This is a genomic window from Bacillus sp. LJBV19 (genome assembly GCF_017797845.1).
Classification (GTDB): domain Bacteria; phylum Bacillota; class Bacilli; order Bacillales; family Bacillaceae; genus Bacillus; species Bacillus velezensis.
Map to the genome: position 1 here is coordinate 60,090 of NZ_CP072563.1, position 20,339 is coordinate 80,428.

The window sequence follows — 20,339 nt, forward strand, 5'->3', positions numbered from 1 at the left end:
AGGTTACGTCTTTTGTGCTAGAATGAGAAGAATTACAGCGATGTTGAGGGAGGATTTACGATGCTTGTGATTGCCGGTCTCGGTAACCCCGGGAAAACCTACGAGAACACGAGACATAATGTCGGCTTTATGGCCATTGACGAGCTTTCTAAAGAATGGAATATTGAATTGAATAAAACGAAATTCAACGGACTTTACGGAATCGGTTTTGTTTCCGGAAAAAAAGTTCTACTTGTTAAACCGCTTACATATATGAATTTATCAGGGGAATGTTTGCGGCCGCTACTGGATTATTATGATGCCGATCATGAAGATCTGAAAGTCATATACGATGACCTTGATCTTCCGACGGGAAAAATCAGGCTCCGGACGAAGGGGAGCGCAGGCGGACATAACGGAATTAAATCGCTTATACAGCACCTCGGAACCCCTGAATTTGACCGGGTCAGAATCGGAATCGGCCGCCCCGTCAACGGAATGAAAGTCGTTGACTATGTACTGGGAGCTTTTACGAAGGAAGAAGCGCCGCATATCAATGATGCCGTCTCAAAAACCGTAAAAGCCTGCGAAGCTTCCTTAACGAAACCATTTTTAGAAGTCATGAACGAATTTAATGCAAATGTATAAGATAAATAATGGGAGACCATACTAGGGAAAAATGATTTTTTCACATCAGGAGGTCCAACGTATGGCTTTGCATTATTTCTGCCGCCACTGCGGCTTTAAGGTAGGGAGCCTGGAATATTCGACGGTGCCGACACAGTCACTTGGATTTCAGCACTTAACAAATGAGGAAAGAAACGATATGATTTCATATAAAGACAATGGAGATGTCCATGTTCTTACAATTTGTGAAGACTGCCAAGAGGCGCTGGAACGCAATCCGCACTACCATGAACACAACACATTTATTCAATAAGAAGCTTTGGTGTAGATTCTAGACCAAAGCGTTTTTCTGTTCTTGCAGAAAATAGAGAGGAGGGCCCATATGGACAACATTCAAACCTTTATTAAAGAAAGCGATGATTTTAAATCCATTGTCAACGGTTTACATGAGGGGCTGAAGGAACAGCTGCTTGCGGGTCTGTCAGGTTCCGCGCGTTCTGTTTTTACCTCCGCCCTTGCACAGGAAACGAAAAGGCCGATTTTCTTTATCACCCATAATTTATATCAGGCCCAAAAAGTGACGGAAGATCTGACGGCGCTTCTCGGGGATCAATCTGTTTTTTTATACCCCGTAAATGAATTGATTTCTTCAGAAATTGCGGTAGCGAGCCCTGAACTGCGCGCTCAGCGGCTTGATGTCATTAATAGATTAACAAACGGAGAAGCGCCGGTCGTTGTGGCGCCCGTTGCGGCAGTGAGAAGAATGCTTCCGCCGAAGGAGCTGTGGGAAAGCAGCCAGCTCGTCATTTCACTCGGAGACGAAATAGAACCGGATCAGCTGTCCGCGCGCCTTGTAGAGGTGGGGTATGAGCGTTCCGATATGGTTTCTGCACCCGGTGAATTCAGTATTCGCGGCGGAATTATCGACATTTATCCGCTGACGTCGGAGCATCCGGTGCGAATTGAACTGTTTGATACGGAGGTCGATTCCATCAGAAGCTTCAATTCTGATGACCAGAGATCAATTGAGACGCTCAAACATGTGGCGATAGGACCGGCGAAGGAATTGATCATCAGGGCGGAAGAAAAAGCCCGTGCGATGGAAAGGCTCGATAAAGGGCTTGCCGACAGTCTGAAAAAGCTGAAGCAGGACAAACAAAAGGAAATGCTTCATATCAATATCTCACATGATAAAGAACGGTTATCAACGGGACAGACTGATCAGGAACTTGTGAAGTATCTCTCGTACTTTTACGAAAAACCTGCTAGTTTGCTAGATTATACACCGGCAGACACGTTGTTACTGTTAGACGAGGTCAGCCGCATTCATGAAATGGAGGATCAGCTGCAAAAAGAAGAGGCCGAATTTACGACAAGTCTGCTCGAGGAAGGGAAAATTCTGCACGACATTCATTTATCCTTCAGCTTTCAGGAGCTTATGAGCGAAAAGCGGCGCCCGGCTATTTATTATTCATTATTTTTGCGTCATGTCCAGCATACAAGCCCTCAGAATATCGTGAATGTGACAAGCAGGCAGATGCAGAGTTTTCACGGGCAGATGAATGTGCTTGCAGGTGAAATGGAGCGCTTTAAGAAATCAAACTTCACCGTCGTCTTTTTAGGCGCGAATAAGGACAGAACCGACAGATTGGCATCCGTGCTGGCTGATTACGAAATTGAAGCCGCAAAAACGGACAGCTCCAAAGCGCTTGTGCAAGGACAGGTCTATGTCATGGAAGGCGAGCTGCAATCCGGTTTTGAACTGCCGCTGATGAAGCTGGCCGTCATTACGGAGGAAGAGCTGTTCAAAAACCGAATTAAGAAAAAGCCGAGAAAGCAGAAGCTGACAAATGCCGAACGGATCAAAAGCTATTCCGAGCTTCAGGTCGGTGACTATGTCGTCCACGTCAACCACGGGATCGGTAAGTATTTGGGGATCGAAACACTAGAAATCAAAGGCATTCATAAAGATTACCTCAACATTCATTATCAGGGCAGCGATAAGCTGTACGTCCCTGTAGAACAAATCGACCAGGTGCAGAAGTACGTCGGCTCTGAAGGAAAAGAACCGAAGCTTTATAAACTGGGCGGCAGTGAATGGAAACGGGTGAAGAAAAAAGTTGAAAACTCCGTTCAGGATATTGCCGATGATCTGATTAAGCTTTATGCGGAACGGGAAGCAAGCAAAGGCTATGCGTTCTCGCCGGATCATGAAATGCAGCGGCAGTTCGAATCTGCTTTCCCTTATCAGGAAACAGAGGACCAGCTCCGTTCCATTCAGGAGATTAAAAAGGACATGGAAAGAGAGCGCCCGATGGACCGTTTGCTTTGCGGTGATGTCGGTTACGGGAAGACGGAGGTAGCCATCCGAGCCGCTTTTAAAGCGATCGCAGACGGAAAGCAGGTCGCGCTTCTTGTGCCGACGACAATACTCGCGCAGCAGCATTATGAAACCATTATGGAGCGTTTTCAGGACTATCCGATTAACATCGGTCTTCTCAGCCGATTCAGAACGAGAAAAGAATCCAATGAAACCATTAAAGGCCTGAAAAACGGAACGGTAGACATCGTAATCGGAACCCACAGGCTCTTATCTAAAGACGTCGTCTATAAAGATCTCGGCTTGCTCATCATTGATGAAGAGCAGCGCTTTGGCGTAACGCATAAGGAAAAAATCAAACAGATCAAAGCCAATGTCGATGTGCTGACTCTTACAGCGACGCCGATACCGCGTACGCTTCATATGTCCATGCTCGGTGTGCGGGACTTATCTGTTATTGAAACGCCGCCGGAAAACCGTTTCCCTGTTCAGACATATGTCGTGGAATACAACGGCGCGCTTGTGCGGGAAGCCATCGAAAGAGAACTGGCGCGCGGAGGACAGGTATATTTCTTGTACAACCGCGTGGATGACATCGAGCGGAAGGCTGATGAAATTTCCATGCTTGTTCCCGATGCGAAAGTGGCATATGCCCACGGAAAAATGACTGAAAATGAATTGGAAAGCGTCATGCTCAATTTTCTGGAGGGGGAATCAGACGTCCTTGTCAGCACGACTATTATTGAGACAGGCGTAGATATACCAAATGTCAATACCTTGATTGTGTTCGACGGAGACAAAATGGGGCTGTCTCAGCTGTATCAGCTGAGAGGACGGGTCGGCCGTTCCAACCGCGTCGCTTACGCGTATTTTACGTACCGCAGAGACAAAGTGCTCACTGAGGTGGCGGAAAAACGGCTGCAGGCGATTAAAGAATTTACCGAGCTGGGATCTGGCTTTAAAATCGCCATGCGTGACTTGACGATCAGGGGAGCGGGGAACCTTCTCGGCGCCCAGCAGCACGGCTTTATCGACTCAGTCGGTTTTGACCTGTACTCGCAAATGCTCAAGGAAGCGATTGAAGAGCGGAAAGGCGATATTCCGAAAAGCGAACAGTTTGAGACAGAAATCGATATCGAGCTAGACGCGTATATTCCTGAAAACTATATACAAGACGGCAAGCAAAAAATCGACATGTACAAACGGTTCAGGTCGATCGCCACAATTGAGGAGAAAAATGAGCTTCAAGATGAAATCATCGACAGGTTCGGCAGCTACCCTAAAGAGGTTGAATGGCTGTTTACGGTTGCTGAGATGAAGGTATACGGAAAATATGAACGCGTCGAACTCATCAAGCAGGATAAAGACGCGATCAGATTTACCATTTCTGAAGAGGCCAGCGCACAGATTGACGGCCAGAAATTGTTCGAACTCGGCAATAAATACGGCCGGCAGATCGGACTGGGAATGGAAGGGAAAAAGCTGAAAATCTCAGTACAGACGAAAGGCCGCAAAACGGAAGAGTGGCTGGAGACCGTGCTCGGCATGCTGAAAGGCCTTCAGGATGTGAAGAAAGAAACAATCGCGTCTTCATAAAAATTGTTACTCTCTGGTGTATATTACATTTGATGTGACGGATACTAATTTCAAGCGAGTGGCGGAAGCTACATAAAGTAAAGAGCTTTAGTACTTTCCCTTAAATATCATCACATGAAAGAGAGGCACCAGAGAGATGAAAGCTACAGGTATCGTACGTCGTATTGATGATCTAGGACGGGTCGTCATTCCTAAAGAAATTCGGAGAACACTGCGAATCAGGGAAGGAGACCCGCTTGAAATATTCGTTGACCGCGACGGAGAAGTTATATTGAAAAAATATTCTCCTATCAGTGAGCTTGGCGATTTTGCGAAGGAATATGCAGATGCATTGTATGACAGTCTCGGCCATTCCGTCTTGATTTGCGACCGTGACGCGTATATTGCCGTTTCAGGCAGTTCGAAAAAAGAATTTCTGAACAAAGCCATCAGCGATTTGCTCGAAAAAACGATGGATCAGCGCAGCTCAGTGGTAGAAAACGACGTGAAGTCCGCGCAGCTTGTTAATGACATTGATGAAGATATGAGCTCCTATACAATAGCCCCGATCGTGGCAAATGGCGATCCTATCGGCGCCGTGGTCATCTTTTCCAAGGAACAGGCGCTTGGAGAAGTAGAACATAAAGCGGTAGAAACGGCAGCCAGTTTTTTGGCGAGACAGATGGAGCAGTAGGTCTTATTACCATTATTGAAATAAGAAAACGGAGAAAGAGCAGCTCTTATACAAGTGCTGTTCTTTTTCATATTCATATGTGCTCTCTATCGGTTCGGCCGTTAGGATTGTGATATAATAAGCTCGTTTTATAGACGTAATTTTCTAGCGGCTGGAAGGAGCTTTTGGATGAACGATTCAGTTGGCGCCAAGCGGCAATCGGCATGGAAAGGTGCTTTTGTGCTCGTCGTTGCGGGCATCGTGACGAAGATATTAAGCGCCGTGTACAGGGTTCCTTTTCAGAATATTGTCGGTGACGTCGGATTTTACATTTATCAGCAGGTGTACCCGTTTTTAGGGATCGCGGTCATGCTGTCAACATCCGGTTTTCCGGTAATCATCTCAAAATTAATGAACGATTATAGCGACCATAAACAAAAAATAATGAAAATTTCCGCCCTTTATGTCACGGCGGCCGGACTTGTTCTGTTTGCGCTCATGTATGCCGGTGCGGCGCCGTTGGCCGGTTTTATGGGTGACGCCCGCCTTGTGATGCTGATAAGGGTCGCGGCGTTCGCTTTCATACTGTTTCCGTTTACGGCGGTTTTCAGGGGGTATTTCCAAGGCGTGCATGATATGATGCCGTCAGCCTTATCCCAGATTACGGAACAGCTTCTTCGCGTGGCGGTGCTTCTCGGTTTATCCTTCTGGCTTTTGAAAAGCGGCCGCTCATTATACGCGGCAGGTGCGGGGGCGGCCTCGGGATCAATTGCCGGAAGCTTGGCGGCCCTTTGTGTATTGGCTGTTTTCTGGTATAAGCGGGAAGAAACAAAGAAAGACGGCGGACATATCGAAACGGCCGTCATTGTAAAAAAGCTGCTGCTTTATTCAGTCACCATCTGTATCAGCAGTGTACTCATGCTTTTGATTCAGCTTGTAGACGCCCTAAACTTATATTCACTGCTTTCAGACGGGACGGAGAGCCATGCCGCGAAACAGCTGAAAGGCATATATGACCGCGGACAGCCGCTTCTTCAGCTGGGAACCGTGTTTGCCGTCAGTATCGCCGCGTCATTGGTTCCTTCAATCTCAAAAGCGGTGCATGAGAATAAGCCGTTTATCATAAAAGAGAAAGCAACATCAGCCGTCAAGCTCTGCCTTGCGGTAGGGATCGGTGCATCAGCCGGGCTTTTTTGCATTTTAAAGCCGGTGAATATCATGCTTTTCCAAAACAGTGAGGGGACGCAGACCTTACAAATATTCAGCTTATCTATCTTTTTTGCCTCAATTGCGCTTACGGCAGCCGCGATTCTGCAAGGAGCGGGACATACCGTTTTCCCCGCCGTATCCGTTTTGGCGGGAGGGGCGCTGAAATGGGTGCTGAATGTTTGGCTGGTCCCCGGCTGGGGTATTACAGGAGCGGCACTGGCGACCGTCTTGGCATTTGCCGCAGTTGCGTGCCTGAATCTCCGGAGAATTTGGTCGAAGGGCTGGCTGACGAATATCGGAGGCGTGATTGCCCGTCTGTGCTGGTGCAGTCTGCTGATGGTCTTCTTTCTGCTCGTATATATGAAGCTTTGGCAGTTATTTGTTCCTGTCAGCAGGGCCGGAGCTGTATGTGAGAGTCTGTCTGCGTCAGTCATCGGAGGGCTATTGTTTATTTATTGTATGATAAGAATGAAGATTTTCACGGACGAAGAGCTGAGCGGCCTTCCTTTCGGCAGTGCTTTATGCAAATTGAAAAAGAGGAGAGAAAAACATGGCAGGTAACATTACGGTCGTCGGTCTCGGCGCCGGAGACATGGATCAGTTGACAGTGGGCGTACATAAGCTGCTGACTCAGGCGAAGCATTTATATATAAGAACGAAAGACCACCCTTTGATTCCGGAATTAGAGCAAGAGACGGAAGCGGACATCCGGTATTTTGATGATATTTATGAAAAACATGATCAGTTTGAAGCGGTCTATGAAGAGATCGCGGACATTCTGTTTGAAAAAGCGAAGCAAGAGGATGTCGTCTACGCTGTGCCCGGTCATCCGTTTGTCGCTGAGAAAACCGTTCAGCTGTTATTTGAACGCCGGGAAGAACAACAGGTAGCTGTTCATACTGCCGGAGGGCAAAGCTTTTTGGATGCCACTTTTAATGCATTGCGAATTGATCCGATTGAAGGGTTTCAATTTACGGATGCGCAAACAATGACGCCGGATGAGCTCGAACTCCGCCATCACCTGATCATTTGCCAGGTTTATGACCAAATGACGGCCTCTGAGGTAAAGCTGACGCTTATGGAGAAATTGCCTGACGACTATGAAGTGGTCATCGTCACGGCAGCCGGAAGCAAGGGAGAAAAGATGACCAAGGTGCCTTTGTTTGAACTTGACCGCAATGTAGAAATAAATAACTTAACAAGCGTGTATGTTCCGCCGATTAAAAAAGAAGAACTCCTTTACCAGGAATTTTCTGCATTCCGAAGTATTATTCGCGAGCTTCGCGGGCCGAACGGCTGTCCGTGGGATCAAAAGCAGACACACCAGTCATTAAAGAAATATATGATTGAGGAATGCTACGAACTGCTTGAGGCCATTGACGAAGAGGACACGGATCACATGATAGAAGAACTCGGGGACGTCATGCTTCAGGTTATGCTGCACGCCCAGATCGGAGAAGACGAGGGGTATTTCTCAATTGATGATGTCATCAGAGACATCAGTGCGAAGATGGTCAGACGGCACCCGCACGTGTTTAAGGATGTTAAGGTTCAGGATGAACATGATGTCGTCGCCAACTGGGAAGAAATCAAAAAAGCGGAAAAGCAAACAACATCCTCTTCATTGCTGGATGCCGTGCCGAAAACACTGCCTTCTCTTGCAAAAGCGGCCAAGCTTCAGAAAAAAGCCGCAAAAACCGGTTTTGACTGGGATGACGTTCAGGATATATGGGATAAAGTAAATGAAGAGCTGAAGGAATTTTCTGCTGAGGCTTCCGCCGAATCAGCAGATGAAATCAGCTTAAAAGCTGAATTCGGCGATGTTTTATTTGCATTGGTCAATATCGGCCGATACTATAAAATTGAGCCTGAGGAAGCGCTCGCCATGACAAATGACAAATTTCGCAGACGCTTTGCTTATATTGAGAAAGAAGCGGCAGCAAAGGGACTTGAATTGACCGCAATGTCACTTGAAGAAATGGACAAATTGTGGGATGAAGCAAAAGAAATGGAGAGGAGATTCTGATATGAGACTTGATAAGTTTTTAAAAGTATCCAGATTAATTAAACGCCGCACATTGGCGAAAGAGGTCGCCGATCAAGGGAGAATCACCGTTAACGGGAATCAGGCGAAAGCCAGCTCAGACGTAAAAGCCGGTGATGAACTGACGGTCCGCTTCGGCCAGAAGCTTGTCACCGTGAAGGTAAACGAATTGAAAGAAACAACGAAAAAAGAAGAAGCCGCGGGCATGTATACAATCGTCAAAGAAGAAAAACTCGGCGAATAGGCTTGTTCTAAACAAGGCTCCCGCCTCATACAATGCAGTAATAATGCTAAAAGTATCGAGGATATGGGGGCTGAATAGATGAATTCATATTATGAGCAAAAAGGTTCTTCTTCTGTTCCGGAACAGCATGATGTAACGATGAAAGGGAGAAAGCATTTAGACATTTCGGGCGTCAAGCATGTAGAAAGTTTTGACAACGAAGAGTTTTTGCTGGAAACAGTTATGGGAATGCTTTCCGTCAGAGGCGAGAACCTGCAGATGAAAAACCTTGATGTGGAAAAAGGGATTGTATCTATAAAAGGCAGGGTGTTTGACCTTGTATATTTAGACGAGCAGCAAGGGGATAAAGCTAAAGGGTTTTTTAGCAAGTTGTTTAAATGACACTGACGACCCAATTTTATACGATGCTGGCAATGACCGGTATGGGCGCCTGGCTCGGAGCGTCGCTTGATACATACAGGCTGTTTGTCAGCCGCGCCAAAACGGCCAGATGGCTGTTATTCATTCATGACATTCTCTTTTGGATTGTACAAGGTCTGATGTTTTTCTATGTGCTGCTCAACGTGAATGAAGGAGAACTCAGGGTATACATTTTCTTGGCTGTCTTACTGGGTATTGCGACGTACCAAAGCCTGTTTAAACGAATGTATATAAAAATACTGAAATTTGCCATTCATCTTGCGGTGTCTCTTTACCAATTCGCAAAAAAGCTCATTCAGCACGTGCTGTTCCGTCCGGTGCTTCTGCTCTTTAAGCTGCTCATCGGGCTGATCACGGTTATTTCTTTATACTCCTATCGGGTGAGTGCCTTTTTTGCGAAGTGTCTTTTTAAGATCGTAGCTTTTTTGCTGTATCCGCTGTTCTTCCTGTTGAAACAATTATTGAAACTTCTTCCTGAAAAATGGCGTCTTACTTTCAAACGATATTTTCAAAAAAGTGCAGGATTTTCACAAAAGAGCAAGAAACTAATCATAACAATCAGATCGACCATGATACGTATTTTGAAAAGGTGAAAGGAGGACCGTCTGGTTTGAATCTATCTAGAGAACGTACAATAACTGAAATTCAAAACGACTATAAAGAGCAGGTTGAACGGCAATCCCAGCTTATGAAAAGAAGGCGGAAAGGGCTTTTCAGACGGTTGATCGTATTCGGCGCCCTTGTGTTGTTGACGGCTATTGTCTTAGCGGGTTCTCTGTGGTCACAGACCTCTTCCCTTAGCGCAAACGAAGAAAAGAAAGCTCAGCTGGAAAAACAAGTGAAAAAATTGAACGCGAAACAGGCTGATTTAAAAGATGAAATTTCCAAATTAAAGGATGAGGATTACGTCACAGAGCTTGCCAGAAGAGACTTGTTTATGTCAGGAAATGGTGAGATTCTCTTTAATGTAGAGAAGAAGAGCAAGTAGCCTTGTTGACACTTAAATTTTTATTTAGGTATAATTAAACAAACGATCTTTTTATAAGCCTAAGGAGGAGCACTTTTTTTATGTCGATTGAAGTTGGCAGCAAGTTGCAAGGGAAAATAACAGGTATTACAAATTTCGGAGCATTTGTTGAATTGCCTGGAGGCTCAACCGGTCTCGTTCATATCAGTGAGGTAGCCGATAATTATGTAAAAGACATTAACGAGCATTTAAAAGTCGGCGATCAAGTTGAAGTGAAAGTCATCAACGTTGAAAAAGACGGGAAAATTGGTTTATCAATTAAAAAAGCTAAAGACCGTCCGCAAGCCAGACCTAGAAATGATTTCCGTCCGAAAGAATCTTTTGAACAGAAAATGAACAAGTTTCTTAAAGATAGCGAAGACCGCTTATCATCTTTAAAACGAAACACGGAATCAAAACGTGGAGGGCGCGGAGCAAGAAGAGGATAACTTGCTGCTTTCTATAAATACATGGAGCATCCGTCTATCCCAGCGGGTGCTTTTTTTGTATGCGCCATTATAGTCAGAAAATTAAAACTTTAAAGTTTTTATTGACGGAATGAAGAAACCTTTGTATTATATAACTTGTGCTTATAAGCACCTATATGGCGGTGTAGCTCAGCTGGCTAGAGCGTACGGTTCATACCCGTGAGGTCGGGGGTTCGATCCCCTCCGCCGCTACCATATATATCCGGCCCGTTGGTCAAGCGGTTAAGACACCGCCCTTTCACGGCGGTAACACGGGTTCGAATCCCGTACGGGTCATCAAGCGAATCGGCTTCTGTTGCAGAAGCCGATTTTTTCATATTTAGACAACTTTTTGAGAAATGTCGGAGGAAATACGAAAGGAAAGGGGAACAAGGGAGAAAGCGTCGAAGACTTCTCTGGAATTGTTACCTTCTTTTGACAAAATCCTATCTGGGCTTTCATTTATAATGACAAGCAACGAATAAAACAGGTGGGGGATGAGAGCAATGGAAAAAGCGGAAAGAAGAGTGAACGGGCCGATGGCGGGACAAGCTCTGGAAAAACTGCAATCGTTTTTTGAAAAGGCGGCAAAGCTTACAGTCCATCAAGCGCATTCACTTTTTTTCTATAAGGGGTTCATTTATGTCGTGATCGGTTTTTTACTTGGACGGGCTTTCATATTATCTGAGGTTCTTCCGTTTGCACTGCCGTTTTTCGGAGCGATGCTGTTGATCAGAAGAGATAAAGCCTTCTATGCTTGTCTGTCTTTACTTGCGGGCGCTTTAACCATTTCGCCGAAACACTCTTTATTGATTCTCACAGCTTTGGCCGTCTTCACTCTATTTTCGAAAATCGGTATATATATCGTGCAGGACCGGGTGAAGATGCTGCCGATCGTGGTGTTTTTCTCTATGGCTGCCGCGAGAATCGGATTTGTTTATTTTGAAAGCGGCGCTTTTACCACCTATGATTATGTGATGGCTGTTGTCGAGGCGGGCCTGGCCTTTATTTTGACGCTGATCTTTTTGCAAAGCCTGCCGATTTTCACGATTAAAAAAGTGAAGCAATCGTTAAAAATAGAAGAAATCATCTGTTTTATGATCTTGATCGCATCCGTATTAACCGGGCTTGCCGGTGTTTCATTTCAGGGAATGCAGGCTGAGCATATCCTGGCCCGCTATGTCGTGCTGAGTTTTTCCTTTGTCGGCGGGGCAAGCATCGGCTGTACGGTCGGTGTTGTGACCGGACTGATCCTCGGGCTTGCGAATATCGGGAATCTCTATCAAATGAGTCTGCTTGCGTTTTCCGGGCTTCTTGGCGGGCTGCTGAAAGAAGGAAAGAAAGCCGGCGCTGCAGTCGGATTAGTGATCGGCTCACTGCTGATTTCATTATATGGAGAAGGGTCTGCCGGATTAATGACCACTCTTTATGAATCTTTGATTGCCGTTGTTTTGTTTTTGATTACGCCCCAATCGATTACGAAAAAGGTGGCGAGATACATACCGGGCACTGCTGAGCACAGTCAGGAACAGCAGCAGTACGCGAGGAAAATCAGAGATGTCACCGCCCAGAAAGTAGACCAGTTCTCCAATGTGTTTCATGCCTTGTCGGAGAGCTTTGCCACCTTTCATCAAACGTCTTCCGATGAGCAGGCGGAAGAAGGGGAAGTGGATCTCTTTTTAAGCAAAATCACCGAGCATTCCTGTCAATCCTGCTATAAGAAAAGCAAATGCTGGGTTCAAAACTTTGATAAAACATATGACTTAATGAAACAAGTTATGCATGAAACAGAAGAAAAACAGTATGCCTCAAACCGCAGATTAAAAAAGGAGTTTCAACAGCACTGCTCCAAATCCAGACAGGTGGAAGAGCTGATTGAGGACGAACTTGCCCACCATCACGCCCATCTGACACTGAAGAGAAAAGTTCAGGACAGCAGAAGGCTTGTTGCCGAGCAGCTGTTGGGGGTTTCTGAGGTCATGGCGGACTTTTCTCGGGAAATAAAACGGGAGAGGGAGCAGCATTTTATTCAGGAAGAACAAATGATAGAGGCGCTTCAGCATTTCGGAATCGAGATTCAGCATGTCGAGATATACAGCTTGGAGCAGGGCAATATTGATATCGAAATGACAATCCCGTTCAGCGGAGGACACGGCGAGAGTGAGAAAATTATCGCCCCGATGCTGTCTGACATTCTTGAGGAGCAGATACTTGTCAAAAGCGAACAGCACTCGACTCATCCGAATGGCTACAGCCATGTCGCGTTCGGTTCGACCAAGTCGTACCGGGTATCGACAGGCGCTGCTCATGCGGCAAAAGGCGGCGGCCTTGTCTCCGGCGACAGCTACAGCATGATGGAACTGGGGGCGAGAAAGTATGCTGCCGCGATCAGTGACGGCATGGGCAATGGGGCGAGGGCCCATTATGAGAGCAATGAAACGATTAAGCTGCTCGAAAAAATTCTCGAATCAGGTATTGATGAAAAAATAGCGATCAAAACGATCAACAGTATTCTGTCTTTACGGACGACAGACGAAATCTACTCAACTCTCGATCTTTCTATCATTGATCTTCAGGATGCAAGCTGCAAATTCTTGAAGGTCGGTTCAACGCCGAGTTTTATCAAGCGGGGAGATCAAGTCATGAAAGTGCAGGCCAGCAATCTGCCGATCGGCATCATCAATGAATTTGATGTAGAGGTTGTAAGTGAACAGTTAAAAGCGGGAGATCTGCTCGTCATGATGAGTGACGGTATTTTTGAAGGGCCGAAGCACGTTGAAAACCACGATCTGTGGATGAAACGGAAAATGAAAGGGCTGAAAACCGAAGATCCGCAGGAAATCGCTGATATATTAATGGAAGAGGTCATCAGAACGCGTTCCGGCCAAATCGAAGACGATATGACGGTGGTTGTTGTCCGGATTGATCACAACACGCCGAAATGGGCTTCCATCCCGGTGCCGGCGGTTTTCCAAAATAAAAAGGAGATTTCTTAATCCTTTCGTATAAATCACTTTCCTTCTGGCGAAGATGGGACTAATCGTATCACCGGGAGGAATGTATGTGAATAAGGGACATTTAAATCAAGTTCTGCTGATTACAGATGGCTGCTCCAATCATGGTGAAGACCCGATCGCAATGGCGGCTTTCGCCAAGGAGCAGGGGATTACGGTGAATGTTATAGGAATTATGGAAGAAAACGCGATTGACCAAGAGGCAATGAAGGAAGTTGAAGGCATCGCCATGGCCGGAGGCGGCGTCCATCAAGTTGTGTACGCGTCACAATTGTCTCAGACGGTTCAAATGGTGACGAAAAAAGCAATGACCCAGACGCTGCAAGGTGTCGTCAATCAAGAGCTTAAACAAATTTTAGGGAAAAACGTTGAAATGGAAGAGCTTTCTCCTGAAAAACGCGGCGAAGTGATGGAAGTGGTTGATGAACTCGGCGAAACGGTTCATCTGCAAGTGCTTGTGCTGGTTGATACGAGTGCGAGTATGGCGCCGAAACTGCCGACGGTGAAAGAAGCGCTGATCGATCTTTCCATCAGTTTAAATTCCCGGGCCGGACAAAATGAATTTGCAATGTGTATATTTCCCGGGAAAAGCCAGGAAGTTGAGCTTGTACTGAATTGGACGCCGAAGCTTGAATCCCTTTCTGCACTCTTTGCGAAGCTGTCGACCGGCGGTATCACCCCTACGGGCCCCGCTATCCGGGAAGCGACGCAGCAGTTTGAGAGAATCCGCTCAAGAAGGAGCATGTTGGCAGATGATGAACGACGCTTTAACGAGTTTGGCATGTAGTCTGGCACCGGGGACGGCAATTCAGGGCAAATGGAACGGCAAATCCTACAGATTGCTCAAACAGCTTGGAAAAGGGGCTAACGGTATTGTATATCTGGCAGAAGCATCAGGCGGACAGGTCGCTTTGAAAATAAGCAGCGACAGCATGTCTGTTACCTCTGAAGTGAATGTCTTAAAATCCTTTTCAAAGGCCCGGTCGCAAACGATGGGGCCTTCTTTTTTTGATGCGGACGATGCGTTTATACCGCAGCTGAATAAAAATGTCTCTTTTTACGTGATGGAGTACATAGAAGGGCCGCTTCTTCCGCAATATATCAGCAGTAAGGGAGCGGAGTGGATTCCGGTGCTGATGGTTCAGCTTCTTTCCAGCCTGTCAGTCCTTCATCAGCAAGGATGGGTTTTTGGCGACCTCAAACCGGACAATCTCATTGTAACCGGACCACCGGCTGCCATTCGCTGCATTGATGTAGGGGGAACGACAAAACAGGGCCGCGCGATTAAAGAGTATACGGAGTTTTACGACAGGGGCTATTGGGGGTATGGAACAAGAAAAGCAGAACCATCCTATGACCTGTTTGCTGTCGCAATGATCATGATCCACTGTGTCCAGAAGAAAGAGTGCAAAAAGTCAGGACAGCCGAAAGAACAGCTTCGTTCTATCATTGAAGGCCACCCGTTTCTGAATAAGTATAAGAAGGTTCTGTTTTCTGCTTTAAACGGCCAATATCCGTCTGCGGAAGCCATGAAGCATGACATCCTGACGGCGGGGCAGAGCGCCGGGAGCAAAAGGAAAGCCGCCGCCAAGCCTAAGCCGCCGCATTCAAAACCGCGGCAGGGCACTGTATCTCAGACGCGGTATAAACCTAAACAAAAACCCGCAAAGCACAATGGTTTGTTTGAAACAACACTTATTTTAATCAGCGTTCTCGCCCTTTATTTCGCTTACATCGTCTTTTTTCTCATCTAGTGCCGGCCGGACGCCTGCGCTCATGCTTCTTCTTTGCTTGGAGGGAATGAAAGTGATAGGATATGTATATCTTTAAAAAACCTGCTCATTGTGAGGGGGACATTGTGAAAAGCGTGGAAGATTTTTTCAAAACATATCATCTTCAGGCGGAGGGGGAAACGATTATTGCCGGGGTCTCCGGAGGCCCTGATTCAATGGCGCTTCTCAGTATGCTGAATAAGCACTTCGGGCACTCTTCCGTTATCATAGCGGCGCATGTCGACCATCAGTTCAGGGGTCCTGAATCTGAAGAAGATATGAAGTTTGTGCAGTCATATTGCGAGGCTGAACACATCCTCTGCGAAACGGTACAGATTGATGTTTCTGCATACGCAAAGAAGAATAAGCTGAACAAGCAGGCTGCCGCGCGTGATTGCAGATATCAGTTTTTCGAAGATCTGATGACAAAACACCAAGCGAAGTTTTTGGCGCTGGCTCATCACGGCGATGACCAGGTTGAGACAATGCTCATGAGGCTTGCGAAAGGTACGCTCGGGGCAGGGCTTGCGGGAATGCAGCCCGTCCGCGAATTTGCATCCGGCTGGCTGATCAGGCCTTTCCTCTATACGGCAAAGGATGAAATCCTTGAATACTGCCGTCAAGAAGGGCTCAGCTACAGAACGGATGAGAGCAATGCAAAAGACGATTATACAAGAAACAGATTCAGAAAGACCGTGCTTCCTTTTTTAAAACAAGAATCACCTGACGTTCATAAAATGTTTCAAAAGGTGAGTGAAGCACTGACAGAAGACGAACAATACCTGCAGTCATTAACGAAAGAACGAATGAATAAGGTTATTACAAGCAAGTCTGACACATCGGTTGAAGTCGATTCCTCTCAATTGCTTGCCCTTCCGATACCTTTACAAAGAAGAGGAGTTCAACTAATATTAAACTATCTTTATGAAAACGTTCCATCGTCGTTTTCCGCCCGCCACATACAGCAGTTTCTCGAATGGGCGGAAAATGGAAGCGCCTCGGGAGTGCTTGATTTTCCGAAAGGGCTGAAGGTGGTCAAATCATATCAGACATGTTTGTTTACATTTGAACAATGGCAATGTGAAAAGGTTCCCTTTGAGCTGCAGCTGCAAGGAGCGGAAGGCGAGACTGCTGTTCTCCCCAACGGCTTTATGATAGAGGTGGCCGATCAGGCTGACCCTCATATCAAAAATGGGAATGCTGTTTTTATGACAAGCAGAAATAAGGTGCAATTTCCTTTAACAATCCGGACAAGAAAAATCGGCGATCGGATCAAACTTAAAGGGATGAATGGCTCGAAAAAGGTGAAAGATATATTTATTGATCATAAACTGCCTCTGCGGGATCGGGACGAATGGCCGATTGTAACGGATGCGAGCGGTGAAATTATCTGGCTGCCTGGCTTGAAAAAATCCATCTTTGACGATCTTGTGATTTCAAACAGTGACCGCATTGTATTACAATATAGACAGCATGAAAAGTGTAGGGGGCAAGCATTAACATGAAACAGGATATCGAAAAAGTGCTGATCTCAGAAGATGAGATCCAGCAGAAAGTAAAACAGCTTGGAGAACAATTAACAAGCGAGTACAGCGACACGTTTCCGTTGGCAATCGGTGTGTTAAAGGGAGCGCTTCCTTTTATGGCTGATCTTATAAAGCATATTGATACATATTTGGAAATGGACTTCATGGATGTATCAAGCTACGGAAATTCCACGGTTTCTTCCGGAGAAGTCAAAATCATCAAAGATTTGGATACATCTGTAGAAGGCCGGGACATCTTAATCATTGAAGATATTATCGACAGTGGGTTAACCTTGAGCTATCTCGTAGAACTCTTCCGATATCGTAAAGCGAAATCAATTAAGATTGTTACCCTGTTGGATAAACCAAGCGGAAGAAAAGCGGACATTAAAGCAGACTTCGTAGGCTTTGAAGTTCCTGACGCGTTTGTTGTGGGTTACGGACTTGATTATGCCGAACGCTATCGCAATCTGCCTTACATCGGAGTATTAAAACCGGCGATTTATGAAAGCTGATCGGCTGCCTGCTTCCGAGATGGTTATCGGTTGTATTGGAATGATTTTCTATGGTACTATTGAACATAGTTGTGCTTACTGTGGGAGGAGGTAAGGAATGAATCGGGTCTTCCGTAATACCATTTTTTATTTACTTATTTTATTAGTAGTAATCGGGGTTGTGAGTTACTTCCAGACTTCAAACCCGAAAACAGAAAATATGTCGTACAGTACGTTTATCAAGAACCTCGATGAGGGGAAAGTTGATAGCGTATCGGTTCAGCCTGTCAGAGGTGTTTATGAGGTAAAAGGACAGCTGAAAAAATACGACAAAGACCAGTACTTTTTAACACATGTTCCTGAGGGAAAAGGAGCAGACCAGATATTTGATGCAATTAAAAAGACGGACGTAAAAGTTGATCCCGCACAGGAAACAAGCGGGTGGGTGACGTTCTTAACGACGATCATTCCGTTTGTCATCATCTTTATTCTGTTTTTCTTCCTGCTCAATCAGGCTCAGGGCGGCGGCAGCCGTGTCATGAACTTCGGAAAGAGCAAAGCGAAGCTGTATACGGAAGAAAAGAAACGCGTGAAGTTTAAAGATGTAGCCGGCGCGGATGAGGAGAAGCAGGAGCTCGTTGAGGTTGTTGAGTTTCTGAAAGATCCTCGCAAATTCGCCGAGCTTGGCGCCAGAATCCCTAAAGGCGTGCTGTTGGTCGGACCTCCGGGAACCGGTAAGACGCTGCTTGCGAGAGCCTCAGCCGGTGAAGCGGGCGTTCCTTTCTTCAGCATCAGCGGATCTGACTTCGTTGAAATGTTTGTCGGTGTCGGTGCTTCCCGTGTGCGTGATTTATTCGAAAATGCGAAAAAGAATGCGCCTTGTCTGATCTTCATTGATGAGATCGACGCGGTGGGACGTCAGCGCGGCGCAGGTCTTGGCGGCGGGCATGATGAACGCGAACAGACGCTGAACCAGCTGCTTGTAGAGATGGACGGTTTCAGTGCGAATGAAGGAATCATTATTATCGCTGCGACAAACCGTGCGGACATTCTCGACCCTGCATTGCTTCGTCCGGGACGTTTTGACCGTCAGATTACGGTAGACCGTCCGGATGTCATCGGCCGTGAAGCCGTATTACAGGTCCATGCGAGAAACAAACCGCTTGATGAAACGGTGAACTTAAAAGCGATCGCTTCAAGAACACCCGGTTTCTCAGGCGCCGATTTAGAAAACCTTCTTAACGAAGCGGCACTCGTTGCTGCCCGTCAAAACAAGAAGAAAATTGATATGCGCGACATTGATGAAGCGACGGACCGTGTGATTGCGGGCCCTGCGAAGAAGAGCCGCGTCATATCGAAAAAAGAACGCAATATCGTGGCGTACCACGAGGGCGGTCACACCGTTATCGGTCTTGTGCTGGATGAAGCCGATATGGTTCATAAAGTAACGATCGTTCCGAGGGGGCAGGCGGGCGGATACGCGGTCATGCTTCCGAGAGAAGACCGTTACTTCCAGACAAAACCTGAACTTCTCGATAAAATTGTCGGTCTTCTGGGCGGACGCGTTGCCGAGGAAATTATCTTCGGCGAAGTCAGCACGGGCGCTCACAATGACTTCCAGCGGGCAACGAACATTGCCAGAAGAATGGTGACAGAGTTCGGCATGTCAGAAAAACTCGGACCGCTTCAGTTCGGTCAATCTCAAGGCGGTCAAGTATTCCTGGGCCGGGATTTCAACAACGAGCAAAACTACAGTGATCAGATCGCTTACGAAATCGATCAGGAAATTCAGCGCATCATTAAAGAATGTTATGAGCGTGCGAAAACCATCCTGACTGAAAATCGCGATAAGCTGGAATTGATTGCTCAGACATTGCTTGATGTGGAAACATTAGATGCGGAACAAATCAAGCATCTCGTGGATCACGGAAAACTCCCTGAGCGCAATTTCTCAGATGACCATCTTCAAAAAGACGATGTGAAAGTAAACATCCTGTCTAAAACAGAAGACGAAAAGAAAGACGAGCCGAAAGAATAGTTCGCTTTCTGATATGAAAACCGCCGGCGTATACCGGCGGTTTTTTTACTGGTTCCGTTTTGTTTACAAAAGAGCCGCAGATCGTGTATGGTATTGTAGAATGTTGAAAATGTTATGATTAGAAACTATTCAAAAGTGGTGATAGAGGTTGTTACTGGTTATAGATGTGGGGAACACCAACACCGTGATTGGTGTATATCATGATGGGGAATTAGAATATCATTGGCGCATAGAAACGAGCAGGCACAAAACAGAAGACGAATTCGGCATGCTGCTCCGTTCCTTATTTGAACATTCCGGACTCATGTTTGAACAGATTGAAGGGATTATCATCTCATCCGTGGTGCCGCCGATTATGTTCTCTTTAGAAAGAATGTGCACAAAATACTTTCACATCGAGCCGCAAGTTGTCGGCCCGGGAATGAAAACAGGTTTAAATATAAAGTATGACAATCCGAAAGAAGTGGGAGCTGACAGGATCGTCAATGCCGTTGCGGCGATCCAGCAGTATGGCGGCCCCTTAATTGTTGTTGATTTCGGAACGGCGACGACGTATTGCTACATTGATGAAAACAAACAATACATGGGCGGCGCGATTGCTCCCGGCATTACGATTTCGACGGAAGCGCTGTACTCACGTGCGGCGAAGCTTCCGAGAATTGAAATTGCCCGTCCGGACAATATCATCGGCAAAAACACGGTAAGCGCCATGCAGTCCGGCATCCTTTTCGGCTATGTCGGACAAGTTGAAGGTATAGTGAAGCGGATGAAATGGCAGGCAACACAGGAACCGAAAGTCATTGCGACAGGCGGGCTTGCGTCATTAATCGCAAACGAATCAGACTGTATTGATATTGTTGACCCGTTTCTCACTCTGAAAGGGCTGGAAATCATTTATGAGCGAAATCGCGTGGGTCACGTATAGGAGGTA

The 20,339-nt window shown here is 46.3% G+C and carries 18 protein-coding genes and 2 tRNA genes; all 20 read left to right on the forward strand.

Going from position 1 to position 20,339, the window contains the following annotated elements:
- The first annotated feature begins 60 nt into the window (after window positions 1-60).
- Window positions 61-627 carry an aminoacyl-tRNA hydrolase gene (gene pth, locus J6600_RS00330; RefSeq protein ID WP_015239025.1) on the forward strand — a complete coding sequence of 189 codons (567 nt, stop codon included), beginning with the start codon at window positions 61-63 and terminating at the stop codon, window positions 625-627.
- A gap of 61 nt (window positions 628-688) precedes the next feature.
- Entirely contained in the window at window positions 689-919 is a 231-nt protein-coding gene (gene fin, locus J6600_RS00335; RefSeq protein ID WP_004264650.1) for an anti-sigma-F factor Fin, read from the forward strand.
- 69 nt (window positions 920-988) lie between these two features.
- Complete coding sequence (gene mfd / locus J6600_RS00340; RefSeq protein ID WP_209387814.1) at window positions 989-4,522, forward strand: transcription-repair coupling factor; 3,534 nt, start codon at window positions 989-991, stop codon at window positions 4,520-4,522.
- 136 nt (window positions 4,523-4,658) lie between these two features.
- Entirely contained in the window at window positions 4,659-5,195 is a 537-nt protein-coding gene (gene spoVT, locus J6600_RS00345) for a stage V sporulation protein T (protein ID WP_004264646.1), read from the forward strand.
- A gap of 168 nt (window positions 5,196-5,363) precedes the next feature.
- On the forward strand, window positions 5,364-6,944 hold the full coding sequence (locus tag J6600_RS00350) for a putative polysaccharide biosynthesis protein (protein ID WP_209387815.1): 1,581 nt from the start codon (window positions 5,364-5,366) through the stop codon (window positions 6,942-6,944).
- A complete protein-coding gene (yabN, locus tag J6600_RS00355) occupies window positions 6,934-8,409 on the forward strand; it encodes a bifunctional methyltransferase/pyrophosphohydrolase YabN (RefSeq protein WP_007615180.1) in 1,476 nt (491 codons plus the stop codon). The genes J6600_RS00350 and yabN overlap by 11 nt, the downstream gene beginning before the upstream one ends.
- 1 nt (window position 8,410) lies before the next feature.
- Window positions 8,411-8,671 carry an RNA-binding S4 domain-containing protein gene (locus J6600_RS00360; RefSeq protein ID WP_007409934.1) on the forward strand — a complete coding sequence of 87 codons (261 nt, stop codon included), beginning with the start codon at window positions 8,411-8,413 and terminating at the stop codon, window positions 8,669-8,671.
- Between the two features lie 78 nt (window positions 8,672-8,749).
- Window positions 8,750-9,052: a sporulation protein YabP gene (yabP, locus tag J6600_RS00365; RefSeq protein WP_004264638.1), complete on the forward strand. Its 303-nt coding sequence runs from the start codon at window positions 8,750-8,752 to the stop codon at window positions 9,050-9,052.
- The gene (gene yabQ / locus J6600_RS00370; protein WP_014416729.1) at window positions 9,049-9,684 is read left to right on the forward strand and encodes a spore cortex biosynthesis protein YabQ; all 636 of its coding nucleotides are present in this window, start codon (window positions 9,049-9,051) and stop codon (window positions 9,682-9,684) included. The genes yabP and yabQ overlap by 4 nt, the downstream gene beginning before the upstream one ends.
- Window positions 9,685-9,701: 17 nt before the next feature.
- Window positions 9,702-10,079, forward strand: coding sequence for a cell division protein DivIC (gene divIC, locus J6600_RS00375; protein WP_014416730.1), 378 nt, complete (start codon window positions 9,702-9,704; stop codon window positions 10,077-10,079).
- Between the two features lie 80 nt (window positions 10,080-10,159).
- Window positions 10,160-10,546 carry a S1 domain-containing RNA-binding protein gene (locus J6600_RS00380; protein WP_004264630.1) on the forward strand — a complete coding sequence of 129 codons (387 nt, stop codon included), beginning with the start codon at window positions 10,160-10,162 and terminating at the stop codon, window positions 10,544-10,546.
- Window positions 10,547-10,703: 157 nt separating this feature from the next.
- Window positions 10,704-10,780 (forward strand) — tRNA-Met (locus tag J6600_RS00385).
- A gap of 9 nt (window positions 10,781-10,789) precedes the next feature.
- Window positions 10,790-10,861 (forward strand) — tRNA-Glu (locus tag J6600_RS00390).
- A 209-nt stretch (window positions 10,862-11,070) separates the two neighbouring features.
- Window positions 11,071-13,560, forward strand: a complete 2,490-nt coding sequence (spoIIE, locus tag J6600_RS00395; RefSeq protein WP_209387816.1) for a stage II sporulation protein E — start codon at window positions 11,071-11,073, stop codon at window positions 13,558-13,560.
- 67 nt (window positions 13,561-13,627) lie between these two features.
- Window positions 13,628-14,365: a vWA domain-containing protein gene (locus J6600_RS00400; RefSeq protein WP_004264624.1), complete on the forward strand. Its 738-nt coding sequence runs from the start codon at window positions 13,628-13,630 to the stop codon at window positions 14,363-14,365.
- Entirely contained in the window at window positions 14,331-15,332 is a 1,002-nt protein-coding gene (locus J6600_RS00405; RefSeq protein WP_014416732.1) for a protein kinase domain-containing protein, read from the forward strand. Before J6600_RS00400 ends, J6600_RS00405 begins: the two co-directional genes overlap by 35 nt.
- A gap of 104 nt (window positions 15,333-15,436) precedes the next feature.
- A complete protein-coding gene (gene tilS / locus J6600_RS00410; RefSeq protein WP_061862606.1) occupies window positions 15,437-16,855 on the forward strand; it encodes a tRNA lysidine(34) synthetase TilS in 1,419 nt (472 codons plus the stop codon).
- Window positions 16,852-17,391, forward strand: a complete 540-nt coding sequence (hpt, locus tag J6600_RS00415) for a hypoxanthine phosphoribosyltransferase (RefSeq protein WP_004264611.1) — start codon at window positions 16,852-16,854, stop codon at window positions 17,389-17,391. Before tilS ends, hpt begins: the two co-directional genes overlap by 4 nt.
- 97 nt (window positions 17,392-17,488) lie before the next feature.
- Window positions 17,489-19,408 (forward strand): ATP-dependent zinc metalloprotease FtsH, encoded by a 1,920-nt coding sequence (ftsH, locus tag J6600_RS00420; RefSeq protein ID WP_004264608.1) that lies wholly within the window; start codon window positions 17,489-17,491, stop codon window positions 19,406-19,408.
- 148 nt (window positions 19,409-19,556) lie between these two features.
- A complete protein-coding gene (locus J6600_RS00425; RefSeq protein WP_007409940.1) occupies window positions 19,557-20,333 on the forward strand; it encodes a type III pantothenate kinase in 777 nt (258 codons plus the stop codon).
- Window positions 20,334-20,339 lie beyond the last annotated feature (6 nt).